At 55.4% G+C, this 23530-nt stretch carries 24 protein-coding genes; 1 reads left to right on the top strand and 23 read right to left on the bottom strand.

Going from position 1 to position 23530, the window contains the following annotated elements:
• Positions 1–19: 19 nt before the first annotated feature.
• The 4 genes from dprA to L1F29_RS11975 all read right to left on the bottom strand — a co-directional run bounded on the left by dprA (position 20) and on the right by L1F29_RS11975 (position 4005).
• Positions 20–1132, bottom strand: coding sequence for a DNA-processing protein DprA (gene dprA, locus L1F29_RS11990; RefSeq protein ID WP_258388540.1), 1113 nt, complete (start codon positions 1130–1132; stop codon positions 20–22).
• 187 nt (positions 1133–1319) lie between these two features.
• Positions 1320–2249, bottom strand: a complete 930-nt coding sequence (sucD, locus tag L1F29_RS11985; protein WP_258388539.1) for a succinate--CoA ligase subunit alpha — start codon at positions 2247–2249, stop codon at positions 1320–1322.
• Positions 2250–2318: 69 nt separating this feature from the next.
• Positions 2319–3479: an ADP-forming succinate--CoA ligase subunit beta gene (sucC, locus tag L1F29_RS11980; RefSeq protein ID WP_258388538.1), complete on the bottom strand. Its 1161-nt coding sequence runs from the start codon at positions 3477–3479 to the stop codon at positions 2319–2321.
• Positions 3480–3702: 223 nt separating this feature from the next.
• On the bottom strand, positions 3703–4005 hold the full coding sequence (locus L1F29_RS11975) for a hypothetical protein (RefSeq protein WP_258388537.1): 303 nt from the start codon (positions 4003–4005) through the stop codon (positions 3703–3705).
• Between the two features lie 100 nt (positions 4006–4105).
• On the opposite strand from L1F29_RS11975, the gene L1F29_RS11970 reads away from it, so the two are divergent.
• A complete protein-coding gene (locus L1F29_RS11970) occupies positions 4106–5668 on the top strand; it encodes a YifB family Mg chelatase-like AAA ATPase (protein ID WP_258388536.1) in 1563 nt (520 codons plus the stop codon).
• Between the two features lie 162 nt (positions 5669–5830).
• Here L1F29_RS11970 and L1F29_RS11965 read toward each other — a convergent pair whose 3' ends face one another.
• The 19 genes from L1F29_RS11965 to fabG form a co-directional block, all read right to left on the bottom strand.
• Complete coding sequence (locus L1F29_RS11965) at positions 5831–6223, bottom strand: YraN family protein (RefSeq protein WP_258388535.1); 393 nt, start codon at positions 6221–6223, stop codon at positions 5831–5833.
• Positions 6220–6537, bottom strand: coding sequence for an EscU/YscU/HrcU family type III secretion system export apparatus switch protein (locus tag L1F29_RS11960; RefSeq protein WP_258388534.1), 318 nt, complete (start codon positions 6535–6537; stop codon positions 6220–6222). The genes L1F29_RS11965 and L1F29_RS11960 overlap by 4 nt, the downstream gene beginning before the upstream one ends.
• Positions 6534–8465, bottom strand: a complete 1932-nt coding sequence (locus tag L1F29_RS11955) for a TP0910 N-terminal domain-containing protein (protein WP_258388533.1) — start codon at positions 8463–8465, stop codon at positions 6534–6536. Before L1F29_RS11955 ends, L1F29_RS11960 begins: the two co-directional genes overlap by 4 nt.
• Before the next feature lie 245 nt (positions 8466–8710).
• Complete coding sequence (gene rnhB / locus L1F29_RS11950; RefSeq protein WP_258388532.1) at positions 8711–9322, bottom strand: ribonuclease HII; 612 nt, start codon at positions 9320–9322, stop codon at positions 8711–8713.
• A gap of 54 nt (positions 9323–9376) precedes the next feature.
• Positions 9377–10246 (bottom strand): ribosome biogenesis GTPase YlqF, encoded by an 870-nt coding sequence (gene ylqF, locus L1F29_RS11945; protein WP_258388531.1) that lies wholly within the window; start codon positions 10244–10246, stop codon positions 9377–9379.
• 13 nt (positions 10247–10259) lie between these two features.
• A complete protein-coding gene (lepB, locus tag L1F29_RS11940) occupies positions 10260–10958 on the bottom strand; it encodes a signal peptidase I (RefSeq protein ID WP_258388530.1) in 699 nt (232 codons plus the stop codon).
• 87 nt (positions 10959–11045) lie between these two features.
• Complete coding sequence (gene rplS, locus L1F29_RS11935; RefSeq protein ID WP_258388529.1) at positions 11046–11387, bottom strand: 50S ribosomal protein L19; 342 nt, start codon at positions 11385–11387, stop codon at positions 11046–11048.
• Between the two features lie 176 nt (positions 11388–11563).
• On the bottom strand, positions 11564–12319 hold the full coding sequence (gene trmD / locus L1F29_RS11930) for a tRNA (guanosine(37)-N1)-methyltransferase TrmD (protein ID WP_258388528.1): 756 nt from the start codon (positions 12317–12319) through the stop codon (positions 11564–11566).
• Positions 12320–12322: 3 nt separating this feature from the next.
• Positions 12323–12841: a ribosome maturation factor RimM gene (gene rimM / locus L1F29_RS11925; RefSeq protein ID WP_258388527.1), complete on the bottom strand. Its 519-nt coding sequence runs from the start codon at positions 12839–12841 to the stop codon at positions 12323–12325.
• Between the two features lie 88 nt (positions 12842–12929).
• Positions 12930–13160 carry a KH domain-containing protein gene (locus L1F29_RS11920; protein WP_258388526.1) on the bottom strand — a complete coding sequence of 77 codons (231 nt, stop codon included), beginning with the start codon at positions 13158–13160 and terminating at the stop codon, positions 12930–12932.
• A gap of 26 nt (positions 13161–13186) precedes the next feature.
• A complete protein-coding gene (gene rpsP / locus L1F29_RS11915) occupies positions 13187–13459 on the bottom strand; it encodes a 30S ribosomal protein S16 (RefSeq protein WP_258388525.1) in 273 nt (90 codons plus the stop codon).
• A 43-nt stretch (positions 13460–13502) separates the two neighbouring features.
• The gene (gene ffh, locus L1F29_RS11910; protein ID WP_258388524.1) at positions 13503–14876 is read right to left on the bottom strand and encodes a signal recognition particle protein; all 1374 of its coding nucleotides are present in this window, start codon (positions 14874–14876) and stop codon (positions 13503–13505) included.
• 27 nt (positions 14877–14903) lie between these two features.
• Positions 14904–15257, bottom strand: coding sequence for a YlxM family DNA-binding protein (ylxM, locus tag L1F29_RS11905; RefSeq protein ID WP_373876538.1), 354 nt, complete (start codon positions 15255–15257; stop codon positions 14904–14906).
• 158 nt (positions 15258–15415) lie between these two features.
• Complete coding sequence (gene ftsY, locus L1F29_RS11900; protein WP_258388522.1) at positions 15416–16417, bottom strand: signal recognition particle-docking protein FtsY; 1002 nt, start codon at positions 16415–16417, stop codon at positions 15416–15418.
• A gap of 99 nt (positions 16418–16516) precedes the next feature.
• Positions 16517–20092 (bottom strand): chromosome segregation protein SMC, encoded by a 3576-nt coding sequence (gene smc / locus L1F29_RS11895; RefSeq protein WP_258388521.1) that lies wholly within the window; start codon positions 20090–20092, stop codon positions 16517–16519.
• Between the two features lie 183 nt (positions 20093–20275).
• The gene (gene rnc, locus L1F29_RS11890; protein ID WP_258388520.1) at positions 20276–20983 is read right to left on the bottom strand and encodes a ribonuclease III; all 708 of its coding nucleotides are present in this window, start codon (positions 20981–20983) and stop codon (positions 20276–20278) included.
• Positions 20973–22214 carry a beta-ketoacyl-ACP synthase II gene (fabF, locus tag L1F29_RS11885; RefSeq protein ID WP_258388519.1) on the bottom strand — a complete coding sequence of 414 codons (1242 nt, stop codon included), beginning with the start codon at positions 22212–22214 and terminating at the stop codon, positions 20973–20975. The genes rnc and fabF overlap by 11 nt, the downstream gene beginning before the upstream one ends.
• 140 nt (positions 22215–22354) lie before the next feature.
• Complete coding sequence (acpP, locus tag L1F29_RS11880) at positions 22355–22588, bottom strand: acyl carrier protein (RefSeq protein ID WP_204816220.1); 234 nt, start codon at positions 22586–22588, stop codon at positions 22355–22357.
• A gap of 127 nt (positions 22589–22715) precedes the next feature.
• Entirely contained in the window at positions 22716–23465 is a 750-nt protein-coding gene (fabG, locus tag L1F29_RS11875; protein WP_258388518.1) for a 3-oxoacyl-[acyl-carrier-protein] reductase, read from the bottom strand.
• Between the last annotated feature and the right edge of the window lie 65 nt (positions 23466–23530).

Genomic DNA, 23530 nt, shown 5'->3' with positions numbered 1-23530 from the left:
CTCCTCTCTGTTGCTTTGCTTACGTTACCCTGTATATTGAACCCGGCTGCTGTTCGATCTTTCGTTTTATAGATAAATTTATCAGAACGGAATGCAAAAGTCCAAACGGAAGCGATGAGAGCTCGTGAAGTTCATCGGTCGACCGGGGCTGATCCAGCAGCAGCCGGTACAGAAGCTCCTCTTCGCCGGTAAGCGGCTCATCGGCCGGCGGCTCTGCTTCCGGCTTGGTTTCAAGCCGTGCAGGCAGCCAAATAAACTCTTCCGTTATATGCTCGACATTCGATATGAGCTTTGCTCCGCTCTCCCGAATCAGTTTATTCGTTCCCGCGCTCTTAGGAGATGAAATCGGGCCGGGCACGGCAAACACTTCACGGTTCATCTCCAGCGCCTGATCGGCCGTAATGAGCGAACCGCTCTTCTCCGCAGCTTCGACGACGACCGTTCCGATCGACAGACCCGCTATGATCCGGTTGCGAAGCGGAAAGTGCCCGGGATGAAACGCTGTGCCTAGGGGGACTTCCGAGAGAATCAGCCCTTGAGCGGCAAGCGTCCGATACAGCCCCCGGTTCTCCGGCGGATAGATGACGTTAACCGGCGTGCCTAAGACGGCGATAGTCCCTCCCTCGCCGCGCAGCGCGCCTTCGTGAGCAACGCTGTCAATCCCCCTGGCCAAACCGCTGACAACGGTGATACAGCGCTTAGAGAGCCCTTCAGATAGCTCTGAGGCGATCTTTCGGCCATAGGCTGTCGGTCCTCTCGTCCCTACGATGGAGATGCAGACGCTAGGCAGCAGCTCCAATCGCCCGATCGCATATAAGACCCAAGGCGGCTGCGGAATATAGCGGAGCAGCTCCGGATATCCGGAATCGAATCGGGTGATGACCGTTATACCGAGCTTGCTCATTCTTGCTTCGTGTTCTTTCATATCCAACAATCGAAGCGACCGCGCAGCGGCAGCCGCCTGCTCCGGACGGAGGCCGAGCGTGCGCCAGGCATCAGGCTCGTAGCGAATATATGATGGCCAATCGCCATACTCAACCACTTTGCGAATCGTATGCCAGCCGATCCCGGCTGTCTCATGCAAGGCAATAATGATATCCCGATTCAAGCCTTCTTGATCGTGTTTCTTCATTATATTAGACACGTCCCCTCGAAGGGCGGCCTGTTCCTTCCCCTTATTTTGCTTGACGAGGATTCAGAATGCAAGCCGCACTCAATATTTTGATAAAAAAAAGCAACCTTTCGTCCCAATAAATTGGAAGTACGAAAGGTTGCTTACCTTTATGCCCACTCTTATTCGATTGATATCAAGCAGAGGTTCAGTGCGTTTTGCACTTCTCGAGCATGCCTTGCTTCTCAAGAACGCGAACCAGTGTCGAGCCCATTTCGGAAGGCGTCGGCGCGACTTCGATGCCGCATGCTTCGAGGGTAGCGATTTTCTCGGCAGCTGTTCCTTTGCCGCCCGAGATGATCGCGCCCGCATGGCCCATCCGTTTGCCCGGAGGCGCCGTTGCGCCGCCGATAAAGCCGACAACCGGCTTCTTCATGTTGGCTTTGACCCATTCAGCCGCTTCTTCTTCGGCCGATCCGCCGATTTCGCCGATCATGATGACCGCATAAGTATCCGGATCTTCATTGAACATGTTCAAGATGTCGATGAACTCGGAACCTTTGACAGGGTCGCCGCCGATACCGACAGCAGATGATTGTCCGATGCCGCGTGTAGACAGCTGATGAACGGCTTCATACGTCAGCGTGCCGCTGCGGGAAACAACGCCCACATGGCCCTTCGTATGAATATAGCCCGGCATGATGCCGATTTTGCATTCGCCTGGCGTAATAACGCCTGGGCAGTTCGGACCGATCAGGCGAGTTTTACGGCCTTCCAAGTAACGGCTGACCTTCACCATATCCAGAACGGGAATGCCTTCCGTGATACAGATCGCGAGCTCAAGCTCGGCATCGACCGCTTCCATAATCGCGTCTGCAGCGAATGCCGGCGGTACGTAGATGACAGAAGCCGTGGCGCCTGTTGCTTTTACCGCTTCAGCAACCGTATTGTAGACCGGCAGAGAAACCGTTTCGCCATTCTCGAGGACGATATCCACGTTCGTACCGCCTTTGCCCGGCGACGTTCCTCCGACCATCTGAGTACCGTAATCCAAGGCTCCTTTGGCGTGGAACAGAGCCGTTTTACCCGTAATGCCTTGTGTGATGACTTTAGTATCTTTTCCTACCAAAATACTCATCTCAGAAACTCACATCCCCTATATGAATTCGTGTGCCGCTAAGCGTATGTTCGTTGATATGTGAAGAAGTTACTTCACGAGCGCGACGATTTTTTGTGCACCGTCTGCCATGGAGTCAGCGGCCACGATGTTCAATCCGGATTCGTTAAGCATCTTCTTGCCGAGCTCAACATTCGTGCCTTCCAGGCGTACGACGAGCGGACGATCAAGGCCCAACTCTTTCGCAGCTGCGATAACACCGTCGGCAATAACGTCACAACGCATAATGCCGCCGAAGATATTAACGAAAATCCCTTTAACCTTCTCGTCGGACAAAATGATCTTGAAGGCTTCGGTAACTTTCTCTTTCGTAGCGCCGCCCCCTACATCGAGGAAGTTCGCAGGGTCGCCGCCGTAATATTTGATAATATCCATCGTCGCCATCGCCAGGCCGGCTCCGTTAACCATGCAGCCGATATTGCCGTCAAGGGCGATGTAGCTCAGGTCGAACTTGGACGCTTGGATTTCTTTTTCGTCTTCTTCGTCAAGGTCGCGCAGCGCCAGAATGTCTTTATGGCGGTACAGCGCATTGGAATCGAAGTTCAGCTTGGCGTCAAGCGCCATCACATTGCCGTCGCCGGTAACGACGAGCGGGTTGATTTCGGCGATGGAGCAATCCTTCTCAACGAAAGCTGTATAGAGGGAAACCATGAAGTTAGCCGCTTTGTTGACCAGCTCGTTAGGAATGTTGATCGCGAACGCCAGCTTTCTCGCTTGGAACGGAAGCAGACCCGCAACCGGATCGATCACTTCTTTGAAAATTTTCTCCGGTGTATGCGCCGCAACCTCTTCGATTTCCGTGCCGCCCTCTTCCGAGGCCATCATAACGACACGGCCGGTTACGCGGTCAACGACGATCCCGATATAGTACTCTTTCTTAATGTCGCAGCCTTGCTCGATCAGCAGGCGCTTCACTTCTTTGCCTTCCGGACCCGTTTGGTGGGTGACGAGCGTTTTACCGAGAATCTCCTCGGAATATGCGCGAACCTCGTCCAAATTTTTGGCAACCTTTACGCCGCCCGCTTTACCGCGGCCGCCTGCGTGAATTTGCGCCTTCACGACGACAACCTGCGTGCCCAGCTGTTTAGCTGCCTCAACCGCTTCATCAACAGTAAAGGCCACTTTTCCTTCCGGAACAACTACACCATACTGCTTGAGCACTTCTTTGCCTTGATACTCATGGATATTCATGAACGAAAATCCTCCTATCCGCAGTCAAATCCTACGTAAGTGAACACAAACCGATATCATTGTAACATATTTGCGAAACTTTTTACGCAGAATTACTTCTTCCTTTTTGATATGGGTTTCATCTCAATTTGAGATTGAATGAAATGAATTCATCTCATTACAGCGTATTAGCTGTACCTTGTTATCGACACAGCCTCGAGCCAACTTGTATTATATCCAAACTTTAGAAATATATTGCCCGAAAATTGATGAGCGTGATAATGTCGGTACGCACCTCGATTACGATTCCTTCAATGCCGGTGCTGCTCCTTATGCCCAGCAGCTCACTCAGCAGCAGCTGATCGACGAGACTATCACTTGCCGGACGGAAATCATTCAACGGATTGAAGCCCTCTCCGGGCAGAATATCGCTAAGGAGCATGTCGACGGAGACGGCAGCCTCTTTACGATAGCCGGTTATCTGGAAGGCTTCGTGCCTTATGACGAACAGCAGCGGCGCGAAATCAAATCGTTTCTGAACAAGCATTGACAGCGCGCGCACGGCCGTACTATGATGACACTAGTTATTTAACCGAACGGATCTGTGAGGAAGCACCTTCATCCGATAACGATGGAGGTGTTTTTTGTTGTATACGCGTCTCTACAGCGGAAGTGTGTTTGGAGTCGAAGGAAGATTAATTGCAGTCGAAGCCGATATTGCCAGCGGCTTGCCTCAAGTGAACGTGGTCGGGCTGCCTGATCCGGCGGTAAGAGAATCAGTGGAACGGGTCCGCGCAGCTGTCAAGAACTGCGGGTTCACGTTTCCGCTGGAACGGATTACGATTAATCTGGCCCCTGCGGATTTGCGCAAGGAGGGCACGGCGTTTGATCTTGCAATCGCATCGGCCATTCTGACGGCGAGCAGCCAGCTTCAGTCCGGGCCGTTTCAAGATACGCTCATCCTCGGCGAGCTCGCATTGAATGGTGAGATCCGGTCGATACCCGGCGTACTGGCCATGGTGGAGCAGGCCAAGCTGACGGGAATGAAGCGCGTTCTGCTGCCGAAGGGCAATGCCATGGAAGCTTCTTTCATCGACAACATGGAGCTGTTCGCCGTATCTCACCTGCACCAGCTGGCTGCCTGCAATCAATCGGATGCCGCATGGGAATCCTTGCGGTATCATCCCGGCTCCGAGGCTCATGGAGATGCGGGCGACGAGCGCTTCTCATCTTCCGGGCATGGCGATTACGGTGATGTGCTCGGACAGCATCATGCGAAGCGGGCGCTGCTGATCGCAGCAGCCGGAAACCATAACGTTCTGCTGTCGGGCCCTCCCGGCACCGGAAAAACGATGCTTGCCCGCCGGCTTCCCGGCATTATGTCGCTTCTTGACGAGGAGGAGGCGCTGCAGGTTACCAAAATATACAGCGCCGCAGGCAAGCTTCCTTACGGTGTCGTATCGCTCATGAGGGAACGTCCCTTCCGGACGCCGCATCATACCATTTCGCCAGCCGGCCTCATCGGCGGCGGCTCCATTCCCCGTCCCGGCGAGGTTACGCTGGCGCACCGCGGGGTACTGTTTCTCGACGAGTTTCCTGAATTTTCGCGTGCGGCGCTTGAAGTGCTCCGCCAGCCACTGGAGGATCGCGAGGTGACGATCGCCCGTTCCAGAGCCGTATTCCGCTTTCCCTCTCACTTCCTGCTTGCAGCATCGATGAACCCCTGCATGTGCGGGTATTTGGGGCATGATACGCCAGACCAGCGCTGCCAATGCAGCTCTTCCCAAATCGCCCGATACCGCGCCAAAATATCCGGCCCGCTGCTGGACAGAATCGATATGCACATTGAGGTGCCGCGTCCAGGCGCAATAGCAGGTTTAAAGCCGGGGCTGAACTCGGCCGAGATGCGCGCGATCGTTAAGGAAGCGCATCAGAGGCAGCAAGCCCGATACATTCTTAACGGCTGCCATATCTCCGGACTCGCTGGCGCTTCCTTAAGGCGGGCCGTCGCGCTCACTGCCGGAGCGGAGAAGCTCCTCCGGCAAGCCTTCGATACGCTTGGCGTCAGTCTGCGCGCCCATGACCGGATTCTGAAGCTGGCACGCACAATTGCCGACATTGAGCATCGTGATACCGTCGAAGCTCCGCATATTGCCGAGGCTATCGGATATCGCAGTCTCGACCGCCAGACGATTGCAGCGAACGAATAACCCCCTCCATTCCAACTCATATAAGCCGGTTCCTGTGCACAGACGCAATATGCGAAATGCTAGGAAGCGGCTTATTTTTATATGCGATAACATATCTCAAATTAGATTGGCAAACGTGGCTGCAAACTTATCAGACTGCCGGTTATGCGCAAGCAGCGTCTTCTAGAACGCTCCTTGAAGATGTTTATATTCGATAATGGCGTTGGATTTGCGCTCGATGGTAATCGCGATAACGTCGAATCGGGCGGGCATCCGCCGGTATTGGAATGCTTGCATATAGATCTCCGCTATCGAGCGGACCTGCCGCCGCTTGCGCGGATCGACGGATTCCGCGGCCGTCCCGAAGCGTCCTCCTGCCGTACGTGTCCGCACCTCAATAAAGACAAGCGTGCCCCGATGTTCGGCGACGATATCGAGCTCTCCCGACCGGCAGCGCCAATTGCGGTGAAGTATAGCGAAGCCTTCGTCTGTCAGCCTGTCCGCAGCATAGGTCTCGCCAAGCGAGCCTATAGCCCTACGGAAATCCGGCTTCCCGGATGAAGATGATGCATTCACGTCTCCCCGTCACCCGCCTTCTTATCCGAACGATAGACGAAGCTTAATATTTCGGCAACGAGCAAATAAAGCTCCTGCGGTATTTCCTGATCGATGTCCAGCTTGGACAGCACTTCAACCAGCGAGCTGTCCTGCTGTACAGGAACGCCATTCTCTTCCGCCTTCTCAAGAATCGCTTCGGCCAGTTTGCCGCGGCCTTTGGCGACGACGACTGGCGCGTTCTGCTCACCCGGTTCATACTTAAGCGCAACGGCCTTCTTCTGCGGATTGATAACCTTCGATGATTGTTCAAAGCTTCCTTGCTGCTGGTTCATACGCGGAAATCGACTCCTTTATACGGCTTGGCGGACCATTCCGCAGGTATCGCGCCAGGCCCGAACGTTTGGGCTGTGGGCAAGCCCGCATCGGTCCGATCGGGCAGCGGAGTCGTACGAAGCGTAAGAAGCTGATAACCTGCCTGCCGCAGCGCTTCGGTCATTTCCTCCCGGGACGCATCCATCAGTTCAGGCATGGCGGGATGATCATTCCATAAATTCAAGCTGACGATTTTATCGACAACCTGGACATCGACAACCGTGCTCCCCAGCGTCTTCATATTTAAATCGAACAGCAGCCTGCAGTTATCCGGATCCAGCTCCCCTTTGCTACCGCGGCGGGTTTGAATATGAACCGATGCGGTCTGGGCGCCGTCCTGGTCTTTCAGCGGAATGAACATCGTGACATGTGTGAACATGGAAGAAGTCCGTTCCTGTGACAGAAGCAGCTGCTGACCGGTGATTTGCTGTACCAGCTGCTGCGCCGTATCCTTTAGAGACGATGGTAAACTATCACTGCTGACTAGCGACAGGAGCGCGCTCTTTAGCGTTTCTGCAGCTCCTTTGGGTGCTGAATCAGGCAGACTGCCGCCGCCCTCCGCAGCGGCCTGTGGAAGCGGTGGCGTTACTGCCGCGGGCGTCAAAGCACGCTCGCCCTGCTGTTGAACATGCCCGGCACCCCTCTCAGCATGAGATGCGGTTCCGGCTGTCCCTCCTGCAGCGTGCTGCGCAAGTATTCTTCCTTCCGCAGCTTGGGTTCTCCCGCTGTCCGGATCTCCCGGCTGTTCGCCCTGCGATCCGGAGATCAGAACAGATTGAGCCAGCATCCGCTCGTGATCGACGCCAAGCCATTTCATAAGCCCGTTAATCCAGTTCGTCGAAGCACCGGACAAGCTTGCTGCTGCCGAGGTTCCCTGCAGAAGCTCTGAGACCGGTGCAGCGGCTTGAGTGCCACCGCCGGAGCTAGCCGGCAGGGCAGCCGAAGAGCGGGCAGGCTCAGCGGCCGCTGCCGTCCTGCTTCCTTGGTTCGCAGCAGCCGGGTTATCGGATGCCAGCTCAGCGGCCGCTCCAAGCGCAGCGACGGCCGCCTGAGCGGCCGCAGCAGCTCCTCCAGCCGTCCCGGCTCGGGAAGATATTACAGCCGCTGACTGGGAAGCCGCCAAGCCCTGTCCGGCCCCGGTTCCACCCGTCTGGGGAGCGTTCTGGTTCAGGGATCCCGTCTGCAAGGCTTCGCTCTGAGCGGCCGCGCTGCGCATGAATGCCGCCCCCTCTGCAAGCAAAGTAAGCGTACGCGACACTAATGCTTGTGCAGCTGCAGGCGCCCCGCCGCCATCGGCCGATCCCCGCCACGCTGTAAGCCCCTGCTCCAGCGTATCCAGCAATACGTGTGCCGGCGGCCCTGCAAGTGCTTGCCGAAGCGCCACGATGGTCGCCTCGGTCATCGGCAGCCCCCTTTTCACCGCAATCGCGGCTGCTTGCATATAGGACTGCGCATCGGCTCCAGCAGGTTTGGCGGCAGACGCTTGCTGAAACTGGCTGCTCAGCTCGCGCGTCAAGGTCATGCCGTCGCGCCGAAGCTCACGGACGAGATCGCCGGCCCACTTCTGATCGGGGAGCCCGAGCGCCTTCAACCATTCCATCAATCGTTCCTGCGGCATTGCAGCGGCCTGCTGATCGACCGTCTTCAAGACGAGCTGCCCGTTTGCCAATTGCGGCTGAACCTGCAGCAGCGTCGATTGACCGGCCTGCAGCAGCGTTTCCAGCTTGGCCCGGATCTGCGTCCCGTTAATTTGAACGATCGCCTCCTGATTGTCCATCATCTGCACGATCAAGCCTCGAACGATTTGACCGACCTTCAGCTCCAGCGCTTTTCCGTCCGATGCCTTCGCTTCCCCGAGCAAGCCGCGCATCAGCTGTCCGATATTCATTACGCCGCCACTCCTTCCCCTGTTACCGTTACAATTCGAATCGCTCGTTCAGATGATCCTTGTCCGCAGCGTACCGTTCCCTTTAGCTCTATTATCGGTCCGCAGCCCATTTTCCGTTAATGATAAATCACCGCTCTTACGTCGTATACTCCTAGAAGAAAAACAATAAGGCCGGAAAAGCCGTTCTGCGTTCACTCCAACGCAGTTCCGACTAACCGGCCTTTCATCTTGCACGTTTTTATTAATTAAAATAATTGCAGCTGTTCCAACTGAAGCTTACCCAGAAACGACTTTCGGTGCATCGGGCTCGGCCCGTATTCGAGCAGCTTCTCCCGATGCAGCTTGGTCGCATATCCTTTATGTATCGCAATGCCATATGCAGGATACAGGACGTCCCATTCCCCTGTACACAGACGGTCCCGGGTCACTTTGGCTATGATCGAAGCCGCTGCGATAGACTGGCTCAGCGCATCGCCCTTAATAATGGCAAGCTGAGGAATTTCACACTCTACCTTCTCCGCATCGACCAGCAAGTAGTCAGGCTCCAAGTCCAACTTCATGACAGCCTGCTTCATGGCGAGCCGGGCGGCCTGCTTAATATTGATTTCATCGACCTTCCGCGCGTCCACCCTTGCCACGGACCATGCTGCCGCCTCGGACAGGATCACCTCATAGAGCTGTTCGCGCTTCTTCTCCGACAGCTTCTTCGAATCATTGATGCCCTCGATCTTCAGCCCTTCCGGCAAAATGACGGCAGCCGCCACCACATCACCAAACAGGCAGCCGCGGCCGACCTCATCAATGCCGGCGATCCGGCGGCAGCCCTGTTCCCATAACGGCCTTTCGTACGTTAGCATTCCGCGTCTCCCCCATTCCCCGCGGTCACTAGCAACCACTTGCTTCCTTGACGACTACATCATGTCAGGGGTCTCTAACGTAATCCGACCCAGCTTGCCTGCCCGCAGTTCGCGCAGAATGATGCCCGATGCCTTCTCCAGGTCCACGCGCCCCCCGCTGACCAGACAGCCGCGCTTGCGCCCGATCTCTTCCATCACGCGCACGATTTCATCCGAATCGTCCGGATCGCTGGGCGGCTTGTCCAAGTCAAACCGCTCGGCAAGCGCCGCCCAATAACGTTTCACCAGCTCTTTGACCGCGAAGAATGCGATATCCTCCACGTTAAGAATCTGTTCCCGAATTGCCCCTGTCATCGCAAGGCGGTAACCGACCAGCTGATCCTCGAATTTCGGCCATAGAATGCCCGGCGTGTCCAGAAGCTCCATTTCTTTGCCAACCTTGATCCACTGCTGCCCCTTCGTTACGCCAGGACGGTCGCCGGTTTCGGCAATACTGCGGCCTGCAAGCCTGTTAATGAGCGTGGATTTGCCGACATTCGGAATCCCGACGATAAGTGCCCGGATCGCCCGCGGATTCATCCCTTTGGCAATCTGCCGTTCAATTTTCTCGTGCAGAATCTGTTTGGCCATAACGGGAATTTCATTCACCTTCGTACCGGTGGAGGAATCCACGGCAATGCTGGCATGTCCTTCAGCCTTGAAGTCCGCCATCCATTGTTCGGTTGTTTTGGCATCCGCCAAATCCGCCTTATTCAATACGATAAGCCTCGGCTTATCGAGCAAAATTTCATCAACCATCGGGTTTCGGCTTGAAAGCGGAATCCGGGCATCCAGCAGTTCGATCGCCAGATCGATCAGCTTCAGCTTCTCCTGAATTTGCCGCCTTGCTCTGGTCATATGACCAGGAAACCATTGAATGCTCATGCTGCTGCCCACCTCATCCGTGTTTGACCAATTTGACCTGATCGAGCGGCCAGAAGATAACGTCCGCCCGTCCGATAATCCGATCGAACGACACGTAACCGATATCCCTGCCATCGCGGCTGTTCTGGCGGTTATCGCCGAAGGCGAGGATGGTACCTTCAGGCACGACATCCGATTGCACCTTCGCGTTCGGGAAATCTTTGTCATAGCCGCCGCTGTTGAAAATTTCGCCTCGCGCTTTGGCCGCCTCGATCGATTCCTTCAAATAAGGCTCTTCGACCTTCTTGCCGTTTATGTACAAATTATCCCCTTCATATTTCACTTTATCGCCTGGAACGCCAATAACCCGTTTAATGAAATCGCGTCCTTCCTCCGGCACTTCAAAGACAACGACCTCGCCGCGCTTCGGGGCCCGGAAGTCGTAGATCAGTTTATTCACGATCAGACGCTCGTCCGTATAAAAGTTAGGCTCCATCGAGGGGCCGTCGACAATGAACGGAGCAAACAGAAACCAGCGAATGACAAACACGAGCAGTCCCGCAATCGCGAGCGCCTTCACCCATTCGAAAACCTCTTTCTGCGCTTTGCTGCCGCCCTGTTTGGCTGGTCCTGCGGCCTTCTCGGACAATTCACCGGCTTCCGTTTGCGGATCGGTCTCCTGCGTCAGTTCCGAGCCATTCTTCGGTTCGTCCTTCCGACCTTGTTGATCCATTAAATCCACCCTTTTCTATACCGTATGAAAAGAAACCGTATAAAAAACGAAAAGGGACTTGTTTGCGCAAGCCCCTCCTGTCGTTCATTAGCGAATCTCTTTAATTCTAGCAGCCTTACCGCGCAGATTACGAAGATAGTACAGTTTAGCGCGACGGACTTTACCGCGGCGAGCCACTTCAATCTTCTCCAGCTTAGGCGAATGCAGCGGGAAAGTTCTTTCCACGCCAACACCGTACGAAATCTTACGAACCGTAAAAGTTTCGCTGATGCCACCGCCGCGACGCTTGATCACAACGCCTTCGAAAAGCTGAATCCGTTCACGGGAACCCTCGATAACTTTAACGTGTACCTTGAGCGTATCCCCAGGACGGAAGTTCGGCAAATCGGTGCGAAGCTGTTCCTGAGCAATCGTTTGAAGTAAATTCATCTTTGACTCACTCCTTCCACACAGGCGTTCATATCAACTCTCCGGATCCCTATTGAACCGGGTCAACATCGTATAGCGGACCGCCCGACTTTACAAAAGCAACACCAGAAATTTTACCACATTGAGAGGCAAAATACAATCTTTAATTGCTAGTTATTTATATTCCAGCAAACGTCTTACTCGGTTGTCGATGGAGACTTCGTTTGGGCCTTCATCTGCGCCAGCCAAGCCCGCTCTTTATCCGTAAGCTCAGCCGACTCCAGCAGGTCCCGGCGGCGGTTCCATGTCCGCAGCAGAGACTGCTCTCGCCGCCAGGCCGCTACGTGGGCATGATGACCGGACATGAGCACCTCCGGCACCTCCCAGCCGCGAAATACAGCCGGACGGGTATATTGGGGATGCTCCAGCAATCCCGTGCTGAACGAGTCGGTGATAGCCGACGTTTCATTGCCAAGCACGCCGGGCAGCAGCCGGACGACGCTGTCGATGACGGTCATGGCAGGCAGCTCCCCGCCGGTTAGTACATAATCGCCGATCGACAGCTCGTCCGTGACGAGGTACTCACGAATCCGCTCGTCATAGCCTTCATAGTGTCCGCACAGAAACACGAGATGCTCCTCGCGGGCAAGCTCTTCCGCTTTGCGCTGACTGTACGTCTCGCCTTGCGGACACATCAGAATGACCCTGGGAGGGGGCCCGTCTTGCGGCACCAGATCCTCCACCGCGGCAAACAACGGCTCAGGCTTGAGCACCATCCCGCCGCCGCCTCCATAGGGATAGTCGTCGACCGTATTATGCTTATTATTCGCATATTCGCGAAAATTAACCGCATTCAGCCGAACAATTCCTTTATCGCGCGCCTTGCCGAGAATGCTGGAACGGAAAACGCCATCGAACATCTCCGGGAACAGCGTCAGGACATCGATTCTCATCGGTCAGATCAGCCCTTCCATCAAGCGGACCGTAACAACCTTTTCCTTGACATCCACCTGCAGCACGACTTCATCAATAACGGGAAGAAGCACCTGCTTGCCTTTCTTCGCTTCTACAACCCAGACATCGTTCGCGCCGGGACTTAATATTTCTGTTATCGTCCCTAGCTCCTCGCCGTCTTCCGTTATTGCGCGGCAGCCGATAATTTCGAAGTAATAATACTCCCCGTCGTCCAGATCGGACCGGTTATCCTTCGAGACCTTGAGCATCCAGCCCTTATACTTCTCGACATCATTAATGTTGTCGTATCCTTTGAACTTCACAATAAACATATTTTTGTGTTCGCGCGCGCTCTGCACTTCCACTTCGAGCTGCTGCTTCTGCTCCGGATTCTCAAGTATAAGCAGGCTCCCGGCCGCGAAGCGCTCATCGGGAAAATCCGTCTGCGACACGACCTTCAGCTCGCCGCGGATTCCATGCGTATTGACCACCTTGCCTACTTTAAGCCACCCTTGCTCCATCTATGATTTACCCCCTTCATATATGCTTTTCTTCCATCGAAAAAGGGCTAGGACAACGATATCCTAGCCCTGCTTCGATGTACGATCGCTACGAAATAATGTCGACCATGACGCGTTTATCCGATTTAACAGCCGCCGAAGTGACGACCGTCCGGAGCGCTTTCGCAATCCGACCCTGCTTGCCGATCACTTTGCCGACATCGGTCTGGTGAACGGTAAGCTGGTAAACGGTGCCGCGATCGTCTTCTTTCACGTCGACGCGCACATCTTCGGGGTGATCCACTAAAGCCTTCGCTATGACAAGAATCAAATCTTTCATCTCAAGGCCCTCCGCTAAAGAAATGATTATTTCTGAAGCTTCAGTTCATGGAACTTCGTCATGATGCCTGCTTTGGAGAGCAGGTTGCGAACAGTGTCGGAAGCTTGAGCTCCATTTTGAAGCCATTTCAATGCTTTCTCTTCATCGATATTCACTAGAGCCGGTTGTGCAACCGGGTTATAAGTGCCGATTTCCTCGATGAACCGACCGTCACGCGGGGAACGGGAGTCGGATACAACAACGCGGTAGAACGGCGCTTTGTGTGCACCCATCCGTTTCAAACGAATACGTACTGCCATGATAATTCACCTCCTTCAATTAATGCGAAGCTGCCCTCCGGGCTTAGAACGGGAATTTCTTCCCTTTGCCGAGCATGCCCTTCAAGCCCTTCATACCGCCTTTCGGACCCTTGGGACCCATCATGGAAGAGAACTGCTTCATCATCTTGCGCATATCGTCAAACTGCTTGATGAGCCGGTTTACTTCCGCAATGGAGGTTCCGCTGCCTGTGGCAATCCGTTTGCGCCGGCTGTAGTTTATGATTTCAGGCTTCCGCTTCTCATCCTTGGTCATCGACTTCACGATGGCTTCGACCCGGAAGATCTGCTTGTCGTCCACCTTCATATTCTTCATATCTTTCATCTTGCCCATACCCGGCAGCATATCCATGAGCTGATCGATTGGGCCAAGCTTGCGCACCTGCTCCATCTGCTCGAGGAAATCCTCGAATGTAAATTCCGCGTTGCGCATCTTGCGTTCCATCTCGGCCGCCTTGTCAGCGTCGATGTTCGACTGCGCCTTCTCAATCAGCGAGAGCATATCGCCCATGCCGAGAATACGGGAAGCCATCCGCTCCGGATGGAACGGCTCCAGCGGTTCGATCTTCTCGCCGGTTGCGGCGAATTTGATCGGACAGCCGGTTACGGCTTTGACCGATAGCGCGGCGCCGCCGCGCGTGTCGCCGTCCAGCTTGGTCAGGACGACACCCGTCAGCTCCAGCTGGCTGTGGAAGCTTTCCGCCACGTTGACGGCCTCTTGTCCGGTCATTGCATCGACGACAAGCAGCACTTCGTCCGGCTTGGTCGCTTCATGAATTTGCCGCAGCTCATCCATAAGTGCTTCGTCGATATGAAGACGTCCGGCCGTATCAATAATGACGTAATCATTGCCGTTATCCTTCGCATGCTGGAGACCGCTGCGCGCGATGTCAACCGGCGAGGTTTGATCGCCTAACGAGAAGACTGGGACGCCGATCTGTTCCCCAAGCACCTGCAGCTGCTTGATTGCAGCAGGGCGATAGATATCGCATGCGACGAGGAGCGGACGATTATTGCTTTTGAGGAGCATCTTGGCAAGCTTGCCGGAAGATGTTGTCTTACCTGCGCCCTGCAGGCCTGCCATCAGAATAACGGTCGGAGGCTTGTTCGACTTGGCAAGCTTGCTCTGCGTGCCGCCCATCAGCTCCGTCAGCTCTTTATTGACGATATCGATGATGACCATGCCCGGAGTAAAGCTCTTCATCACTTCCAGGCCAACCGCACGCTCTTTCACCTTGGCGATGAATTCCTTAACGACTTTAAAGTTGACGTCGGCCTCCAGCAATGCAAGCCGAACCTCGCGCATCGCTTCGTTAACGTCTTCCTCCGACACCTTGCCTTTGCCTCTCAGCTTGCCGAATACGCTCTGCAGCCTGTTTGTCAATCCTTCAAACGCCATGACCGTCACCTCCTATGAAACTCAATCCTATTTGCTTATATCGGACTCCGGCTCCGCCCGGAAGCCGATCGCTTCCAGATCCCGCAGTCCCTGCGCGATCTCGCTTAGCTTCCGGGCGAACGCCTCGGTGCCGGCCGATGACGCGCATATCTCAAGCTCTCTGAGCCACTTGGCCGTCGCCTCATGCTTCGCCAGCAGCCCGAGCTTGGCTTCATAGCCTTCGAGCATGGAATCCGCCCGTTTGATATGCTCGTATACCGCCTGCCGGCTAACCTCGAATTCAGCGGCTATTTCGCCAAGGGAATAGTCGTCGTGAAAATAATATTTAAAGAACGTCCGCTGCTTCTCTGTAAGCAGCGCCTCGTAGAAATCGAACAGCATGTTGATTCGGTTCGTCTTCGCCAGGGCATCGGATTCATAGGCTGTCACCGTGCAACCCCCTACCGTCAAGGGAAATTCCTTTACACCTTAACCACTTCGTCTATAATAGCTCAGCGGATATCCCCTGTCAAGTGATTTCCCTTGTCACCAAAAACAAGCTATTGTTCAGCCGCTTCGGAAGCTTCAGCGGATTGAATGAGGCCCGCGAACAGCGCATGGACAAACTGCTCGGAATCGAATTCCTGCAGGTCGTCCATCTTTTCGCCGAGACCGACGAATTTAACCGGCAAGTTCAGCTCATTGCGGATCGCGATGACGATACCGCCCTTCGCGGTTCCGTCCAGCTTGGTCAGCACAAGGCCGGTCACGCCGCTCTTCTCGCCGAACAGCTTCGCCTGGCTGAGCGCGTTCTGGCCTGTCGTGGCATCAAGCACCAGCAGCACCTCATGCGGAGCGTTCGGCACTTCGCGCTGAATGACCCGGAAGATCTTGTTCAGCTCTTCCATCAGGTTCGACTTGTTCTGCAGGCGGCCAGCCGTATCGCAAAGAAGCACATCGACATTCCGCTGCTTGGCCGCTTGGACGGCATCGTACATGACAGCCGCCGGATCAGCGCCCGACCCTTGCTTAATGACATCGACGCCTACCCGCTGGCCCCATACCTCAAGCTGCTCGACGGCTCCCGCCCGGAACGTGTCCCCTGCCGCCAGCATAACCTTCTTGCCTTCGCTTTTGAATTTGTGGGCAAGCTTCCCGATCGTCGTCGTCTTCCCTACGCCGTTCACCCCGACGAAGAGAATGACCGTCATACCATTGTCCGCCATACGGAGCTTCTTGTCCCCTTCTCCCTTCAATAACCCGACCAGCTTCTCGGAGAGAATCGGTTGCAGCTCCGATGCGCTCTCGATCTTGCGCTTCTTCACTTCCGCGCGCAGCTCGTCGATGAGCTCCATGACCGTATTGACGCCGACATCGGCGCCAATCAGAATCTCTTCCAGCTCCTCGAAGAAGGCTTCGTCGATTTTTTTGCGGCGCGTAATCAGCTCCTCGACCTTCTCGACGAACGCCGTCCGGGTCTTGGTCAACCCTTCCTTGAAAATATTCGTAACCGCTTCGGTCTTCTGCGAAATGCTTTCCTTTAACTTCTTGAAGAAACTCAAGCGTTATCCCTCCATCTCTTTATTGGCAAAAGCCGGAAAGCGAGCGCCAAGCAGCCCGTCACCGGCTTCATTGTATATTGCGATTGCCATAAGCAGCGCTTATGCGGAAACCTGATCTTCCTCCTCAAGCCGTACGGATACGAGCTTGGAGACGCCGCCTTCTTCCATCGTAACGCCGTACAGCACATCTGCTTCTTCCATTGTGCCCTTGCGGTGCGTGACGACAATGAACTGCGTAAGTTCGGAAAACTCCCGGAGATATTGGGCGAACCGTGCGACGTTCGCTTCATCGAGCGCCGCCTCTACCTCGTCGAGCACGCAGAATGGGACCGGCTTCACCTGCAGAATGGCAAATAATAAGGCAATCGCAGTCAGCGCGCGTTCTCCGCCGGACAGCAGCTGAAGATTCTGCAGCTTCTTGCCCGGTGGCTGCGCAACGATATCGATCCCGCTCTCCAGCACGCGGTCGGGCTCGACCATCACGAGATCGGCGCGCCCGCCCCCGAACAGCTTGGCGAATACGATGGCGAAGTGGCCGCGAATCGACTCGAAGGTGGTTCGGAAGCGCCTCGACATCTCGTCGTCCATCTCGCGTATAACCTGATAGAGCGTCGTCTTCGCATCAATCAGATCGTCCTTCTGCTCGCTCAGGAAGGTATACCGTTCCTTCACCCGCTCGTATTCATCGATTGCGCCAAGGTTGACCTCGCCCAAAGAAGAGATGCTGCGCTTCAAATCGCGGACCTCGTTCTGCGTGGCGATAACGTCCTCCGGAACCGGGTAGCGTTCCCTGGCCAGCTCGAAACTCAGCTCATATTCCTCGCTCAGCTTGCGAAGCAGGTTGTCCAGCTCCACATCAAGACGGTTTGAGGCGATTTCGGTCTGCCGGAGCTGGTCTTCGACGGCGCGCAGCTGCGCACGCTGCTCCTTCGTTTCGTTCTCGCCAAGCTCCAGATCGCGGGTCATATCCGCGCGCTCCGAGCGCTTCAGATCCGTCTGCTCGGAGCAGGTCGACTTCTTCAGACGCAGCTGGTTGAGCTGTTCGATCTGTCTTATGCTTTCTTCCGCGTGCGAATCGGCTTCTTCCTCCTGCCTCGCCAGCAAATCACGCAAGCCGGCCAGCTCCTGCTTGGCACGTCCGACATCGGAGCGGACGCGGGAGGCCTGATCCTCGAACGATTGCTTCTCCTGATCGGTCTTGGCGACGGCGATCTTCAGGTCCGTTAACTGCTCCTGAAGCTGCTCCTTTGCCGTTTCGCTTGCTTTCCGGTAGTCTTCAGCGCTGCGTATCGCTTCCTGCAGCTTCGCTTCCTCGAAGGTCTTCTCTTCCAGCCGCTTCGCCGCATCTGCCGCCGAGAGCTTCAGCTGTTCGCGCTCCGCCCGTTGGCCTTCATGGTCCAGCTCGTACAGCTGCTTCTGTTCTTCAAGATGCCTCCGCTCATTATCGAGCTGCTGCAGCTCCGCGCGGATGTGCTGCTCCTCGATCCGGTATTGTTCGCCCTGATTGCGGAGATCGTCGATATTCTGGCTTCGGATCGACTGCTCCTTGCGGAGATCGCCGATCCTGTCGCGCAGCGTCACGAGCTGGCCTTCGGTCGATTTGATATCGCCGTCCAGCTGCTCGATTTGGCGATTCCTTCCCAGCAGATTCGCACCCTTCTTCTGAATGCTGCCCCCCGTCATCGATCCGCCCGCATTCACGACATCGCCTTCCAGCGTGACGATCCGGAACCGGTAGTGACATTTCGCTGCGATCCGGTTCGCCTGCTCCAGATTCTCCGAGATCAGCACGTTGCCAAGCAGATTCTCGACGATCGAGCTGTACTTGGATTCGCTCGACACCAGCTCGGCCGCAATCCCGACGAACCCTTCGACGGTCGCGATCATGCGCCGGTCATGCTCGGGTATGCTCCGTCCGCGAATGACATCCAGCGGCAGGAACGTTGCGCGTCCGAGCTGGCGCTGCTTCAGAAACGCAATGGCGGTTCGGGCGCTTCGCTCATCATTCATGACGATATGCTGAAGCGCTCCCCCCAGCGCAGTTTCGATTGCCAGCTCCAGCCGTTCCGGTACGCGGACAAGCTCTGCCACGGCGCCGTGAACGCCTTCCAGCCCGCCTGACGAACGGCGTGACGCCTTCAGCACCTCGCGGACCCCCTGCATAAACCCGTCCAGATCATCCTGCATTTCTTTCATCGTGTCGCGGCGGGAACGAAGCGCCTCCAGCTTCTGCTCCCACTTGCGGGCAGCGGCTTGGGCTTCCTCCAGCAGCTTGTGGCCTGTCTGCTGCTGTTCCCCTTCGTTTATGTATTTGTTTCGCACCGCAGCAATCGCGTCCAATGTCTTGTTCAGCCGCTCCTGCAGCTCGCTGCGCCTTGCGCCCAGCTTCTCATGCTGCTCACGCCACTTGGTCTGCTCGTCGCCAAGCCGCTCGATCCGCTTCTGCAAAGCTTCTTCCTGCTGGCTGGCATACCTGATTTCATTGCGCAGCTGCGCCATTGCGCTCAACACATCAAGAAGCTCGCTCTTCAGCGATTCCACGGCATCGCCGGACACCGAGGCCGTCGTCCCGAGCAATTGGGCCTCCTCCTGGATCAGGCGGTCCCGAAGCTTGGTCAATTCGCCTTCCAGGTTGGCCGCTTTAACGCGGAATTCCGCTTCTTCTTTGGCTAGACCGGTTATCCGTTCCGTCTGCGCCGCCAGCGATGCCTCCAGCTGGGCGCGGTTCTGCTCCAGATTGCGCTTGCGTTCCTTCAGAACTTCGCCGTATCCTTCGCACTTCTCATACTCTTCACTGTATTGCAGCATCGCTTCGTGAAGGCGGTCCAGCGACTCTTCGAGCTCCTTAAGCTTCAAACGGTCCTTCTCCAACAGGGCGTCATGCTTGCTGACGACGGTTGTGAGGGACAGCTGCTCCTCATTGAGCTTCTTCAGCTTCGCGCTGGCTTCCGTCCAGGAAGCGTGCACCGTCTGAATATTATGCACGTACATCGAGATTTCCGACGTCTTCAGCCGTTCCTTCAGCTGCTTAAAATGAATAGCCTTTTCCGACTGCACCCGCAGCGGCTCGACCTGGTCTTCCAGCTCCGATACCAAGTCGTGAATCCGGACCAAATTCTGTTCCGTCTCTTCCAGCTTCTTCTGCGCTTCGCGCTTGCGGGACTTGTATTTCACAATGCCGGAGGCTTCCTCGAAGATGCCGCGGCGGTCCTCTGACCGCGTGCTTAAGATCTCTTCAATCCGGCCTTGTCCAATAATCGAATAAGCCTCTTTCCCGATGCCCGTATCCATGAACAATTCCGTAATATCTCTCAGCCTGCACGGCTGCTTATTGATCATATATTCACTGTCGCCGTTCCGGTGCACGCGTCTCGTAACCGTGACCTCGTTATACTCTAACGGAAGAGCGTTATCGCTGTTATCCAGCGTCAGCGACACTTCGCCGATATTAACTGCCTTGCGCCCGTCACTGCCGGCGAAAATGATATCCTCCATCTTCCCGCCGCGCAGGCTCTTGGCGCTCTGCTCGCCCAGCACCCAGCGGATGCTGTCGCTGATATTACTCTTTCCACTGCCGTTCGGACCGACGACCGCCGTAATTCCACGGACGAATTCCAGCTCCGTCTTATCGGCGAAAGATTTAAAACCTGCAAGTTCAATCCTTTTCAGGAACATAAATTAACCTTCACCTCAACGCTTATTGTACCATACTTAACTGAAAAGGACATGTCGAAATCTCTCAAACCCCTTGATGCGACAGCGTTATACAGCTTTCTCCCCCTTGCGCCCGCTTGATTCGCAGCTGCTGCTTTTGACACAAAAAATCCCGGTCTGCAAACCGCATCCCAGGATTCATCCTTAATTTCTTCCGCGCTCGTCCAACAACTTGCGCCATGCTTCGGCAGCTGCTTGCTGCTCCGCTTCCTTCTTCGTCCGGCCGACTCCCGTCCCGTAAAGCTGATCGCCGATTTGAACTTCCGCCACAAATTCCCTGTCATGAGCCGGACCGCGTTCCTCCGCAATCCGATATTCAATCGCGCCGAGATTATTGTGCTGAGCGCGTTCTTGCAGAGTCGATTTGAAATCCTTGACGAGCAATCCGCCGTCGCTATCGATATGCGGGAACATGTGCAATCCCAGAAAAGCGCGAACGGCTTCCAGCCCCTGATCCAAATAGATCGCGCCGACGAAGGATTCGAAGAGGTCGGCCAGCAGCGCTTGACGCTGCCGGCCTCCCAGCTGCTCTTCCCCCCGGCCCAGCAATACATGCGCGCCAAGATCGATGATCTCGGCGAAACGCGCCAGCGACGGCTCGCAGACGATAGACGCCCGCATGCGGGTCAGCTGGCCTTCCGGCCGTTCAGGGAATGAACGGTACAGATACTCCGAAACCGTCAGTTGAAGAACGGCATCGCCGAGAAATTCAAGCCGTTCGTTATGCTCGGCATTGCTCTGCCGGTGTTCATTCACATAGGAGGTGTGAGTGAACGCTTGCCGGAGCAGCCGCGGCTTTCGGAAGCGAAGCTGCAGTCGCTGCTGAAGCTCCTCAAACCGTTCATGCTTCATATTTCTTCATCACGATCGTTGCGTTGTGACCGCCGAAGCCGAACGAATTGGACAGCGCGATGCGAACATCGCTTGGCCGTGCCTTGTTCGGTACGTAGTCCAGATCGCATTCCGGATCTTGATTGTCCAAGTTGATCGTAGGCGGAATGATGCCATTCTGAAGGGTTAGTCCGATAATGACGCCTTCTACGCCGCCGGCTGCGCCCAGCAGATGGCCCGTCATCGATTTGGTCGAGCTGACGGCAAGCTTATAGGCATGATCGCCGAACGTCTTCTTGATCGCGGACGTCTCCGATTTGTCGCCGATTCCGGTCGAAGTGCCATGCGCGTTAATATAATCGATATCTGTCGGCTCAAGACCTGCGTCCTTCAATGCCTTCGACATACAGCGCGCTGCGCCGTCCGGATCCGGATCGGTCATATGATAGGCGTCTCCGCTCATTCCATAGCCGATTACCTCGGCATAGATATGGGCGCCGCGCTGCTGCGCATGCTCAAGCGATTCAAGAATAAGAACGCCGGAGCCTTCGCCCATGACGAAGCCATCCCGGTCGATATCGTACGGACGGCTTGCTTTCTCCGGGGCGTCGTTACGCGTCGACATCGCGCGCATCGCGCAGAAGCCGGCAAGTCCCGTAGGGCGAATCGTCGCCTCCGCTCCACCGCAGATCATCACGTCGGCATCGCCGCGTTGAATCATTTTGTAGGAATCGCCGATGGAATGCGTTCCGGTCGCACAAGCCGTCACCGCCGTGCTGTTCGGGCCTTTGGCGCCCGTCAGCATCGATACCTGGCCGGAGCCCATGTTCGCGATCATCATCGGAATAAAGAACGGGCTAACCCGCTTGGGACCTCTATCGAGCAATAGATTATGCTGGTCCTCCCACGTACCTAACCCGCCGATTCCCGAACCGATCATGACGCCGACACGTTCAGCGTCGACGTTAGTCCCGATTTCCAGCTTAGCATCCTTGACGGCTGCAAGACTTGCCACGGCGGCAAACTGAACGAAACGGTCCATACGGCGCGCTTCTTTCTTGTCGATACCGTAATCCTCTAGATTGAAATTTTTGATCTCTGCGGCGATTTGCGTCGGGTATTCCGATACATCGAACGCCTCGATATGAGACACACCTGATTTACCTTCCATCAAGTTGCCCCAAAACTGGTCGATCTCGGAGCCAAGCGAAGTCATGACCCCCATGCCTGTAACAACGACTCTTTGCTTCATTCTCTTCACCTCTGATGGACAACTTTTATAACGCTAATCATCTATAAAAACGCGAAAATGCGCTGCTTCATTCATAGGGTACTTCTTAAGCGCAAGAGCAGATGGAGAGAAGTCCCGTCGGTAAACGGGACTTGTCCTCCTTAGGTATGAGATTGTATGTAATTAACTACTTCTCCCACACTTGTAATTTTCTCTGCATCTTCATCAGAGATCTCCAAATCGAATTCGTCTTCAAGCTCCATGACGAGTTCGACGACATCGAGAGAATCTGCACCAAGGTCGTCTTTAAACGACGCTTCGATCGTAACCTCAGATTCTTCCACGCCAAGGCGGTCCACTACGATGCGCTTAACACGTTCCAAAACATCGGACATCCGGTTCACCTCCTCCTAAGGTATTATACGAGAATCGCGGACAAATTGCCATACATCCGCAGCCATCGTAATCTATAGACATAAAGCCCATAAATACAAGTGTTCAAGCACAGGACGGAGCCTGAAATTACATATACATACCGCCATCGACATGCACGGTCTGCCCGGTCATGTACGACGCTGCATCGGAGGCAAGGAACCGGACGGCATTGGCAATATCCTCCGGAGAACCCAGACGGGCAAGCGGGATGTCACCCACAAGCTTCGCCCGCATTTCCTCAGGCAGCTTGTCCGTCATGTCGGTCTCGATGAATCCCGGCGCGACACAATTGACGGTAATGCTCCGCGAAGCGAGTTCACGGGCGGCTGCTTTGGTCAATCCGATGACGCCGGCTTTCGCCGCTACGTAATTCGCCTGACCGGGATTGCCCAGAGCCCCTACAACGGATGAAATGTTAATAATGCGGCCGGAGCGCTGTTTCATCATCGGCCGGGTAACGGCTTTGATTCCGTTAAACACGCCTTTCAAGTTCGTCTCGATCACTTGATCGAACTCTTCTTCCTTCATGCGCATGATGAGATTGTCACGCGTAATGCCGGCATTGTTCACCAGAATGTCGATCGTACCGAACGTATCGACGACCTGCTTCACCATCGACTCGAACTCGTCCGCCTTGCCGACGTTCGCCTGGAGCACGATCGCACGGCGGCCAAGCGCCTCGACCGCTTGTGCGGTTTCAGCCGCTGCAGCCTCGCTTCCCGCATAATTGATCGCGACATCCGCTCCGGCTTCTGCCAGCGCTACCGCAATCGCGCGACCGATTCCGCGGGACGCCCCCGTCACAAGCGCTGTTTTTCCTGCTAAGGATCCAAACACCGAAATTCCCCCTCTCGTTATCCATTATTGAAACCGAGGAGCTGTATCCTTCGGCATCTTGCCTG

The sequence above is a fragment of the Paenibacillus spongiae genome (genome assembly GCF_024734895.1).
GTDB classification, from domain to species: Bacteria; Bacillota; Bacilli; order Paenibacillales; family Paenibacillaceae; genus Paenibacillus_Z; species Paenibacillus_Z spongiae.
The sequence above is the reverse complement of the archived record's forward strand: the minus strand, read 5'-3'. Positions and strand labels throughout refer to the sequence as shown.

Excerpts from the sequence above, each read along its gene's own strand:
- dprA (WP_258388540.1), bottom strand. The coding sequence starts at position 1,132 with ATGAAGAAACACGATCAAGAAGGCTTGAATCGGGATATCATTATTGCC.
- sucD (WP_258388539.1), bottom strand. The coding sequence starts at position 2,249 with ATGAGTATTTTGGTAGGAAAAGATACTAAAGTCATCACACAAGGCATT.
- sucC (WP_258388538.1), bottom strand. The coding sequence starts at position 3,479 with ATGAATATCCATGAGTATCAAGGCAAAGAAGTGCTCAAGCAGTATGGT.
- L1F29_RS11975 (WP_258388537.1), bottom strand. The coding sequence starts at position 4,005 with ATGCTTGTTCAGAAACGATTTGATTTCGCGCCGCTGCTGTTCGTCATA.
- L1F29_RS11960 (WP_258388534.1), bottom strand. The coding sequence starts at position 6,537 with ATGAACCAGCAGCAAGGAAGCTTTGAACAATCATCGAAGGTTATCAAT.
- L1F29_RS11955 (WP_258388533.1), bottom strand. The coding sequence starts at position 8,465 with ATGAATATCGGACAGCTGATGCGCGGCTTGCTCGGGGAAGCGAAGGCA.
- rnhB (WP_258388532.1), bottom strand. The coding sequence starts at position 9,322 with ATGCTAACGTACGAAAGGCCGTTATGGGAACAGGGCTGCCGCCGGATC.
- ylqF (WP_258388531.1), bottom strand. The coding sequence starts at position 10,246 with ATGAGCATTCAATGGTTTCCTGGTCATATGACCAGAGCAAGGCGGCAA.
- lepB (WP_258388530.1), bottom strand. The coding sequence starts at position 10,958 with ATGGATCAACAAGGTCGGAAGGACGAACCGAAGAATGGCTCGGAACTG.
- rplS (WP_258388529.1), bottom strand. The coding sequence starts at position 11,387 with ATGAATTTACTTCAAACGATTGCTCAGGAACAGCTTCGCACCGATTTG.
- trmD (WP_258388528.1), bottom strand. The coding sequence starts at position 12,319 with ATGAGAATCGATGTCCTGACGCTGTTCCCGGAGATGTTCGATGGCGTT.
- rimM (WP_258388527.1), bottom strand. The coding sequence starts at position 12,841 with ATGGAGCAAGGGTGGCTTAAAGTAGGCAAGGTGGTCAATACGCATGGA.
- L1F29_RS11920 (WP_258388526.1), bottom strand. The coding sequence starts at position 13,160 with ATGAAAGATTTGATTCTTGTCATAGCGAAGGCTTTAGTGGATCACCCC.
- rpsP (WP_258388525.1), bottom strand. The coding sequence starts at position 13,459 with ATGGCAGTACGTATTCGTTTGAAACGGATGGGTGCACACAAAGCGCCG.
- ffh (WP_258388524.1), bottom strand. The coding sequence starts at position 14,876 with ATGGCGTTTGAAGGATTGACAAACAGGCTGCAGAGCGTATTCGGCAAG.
- ylxM (WP_373876538.1), bottom strand. The coding sequence starts at position 15,257 with ATGCTGTTCGATTTCTACGAGGCGCTGCTTACAGAGAAGCAGCGGACG.
- smc (WP_258388521.1), bottom strand. The coding sequence starts at position 20,092 with ATGTTCCTGAAAAGGATTGAACTTGCAGGTTTTAAATCTTTCGCCGAT.
- rnc (WP_258388520.1), bottom strand. The coding sequence starts at position 20,983 with ATGAAGCATGAACGGTTTGAGGAGCTTCAGCAGCGACTGCAGCTTCGC.
- fabF (WP_258388519.1), bottom strand. The coding sequence starts at position 22,214 with ATGAAGCAAAGAGTCGTTGTTACAGGCATGGGGGTCATGACTTCGCTT.
- acpP (WP_204816220.1), bottom strand. The coding sequence starts at position 22,588 with ATGTCCGATGTTTTGGAACGTGTTAAGCGCATCGTAGTGGACCGCCTT.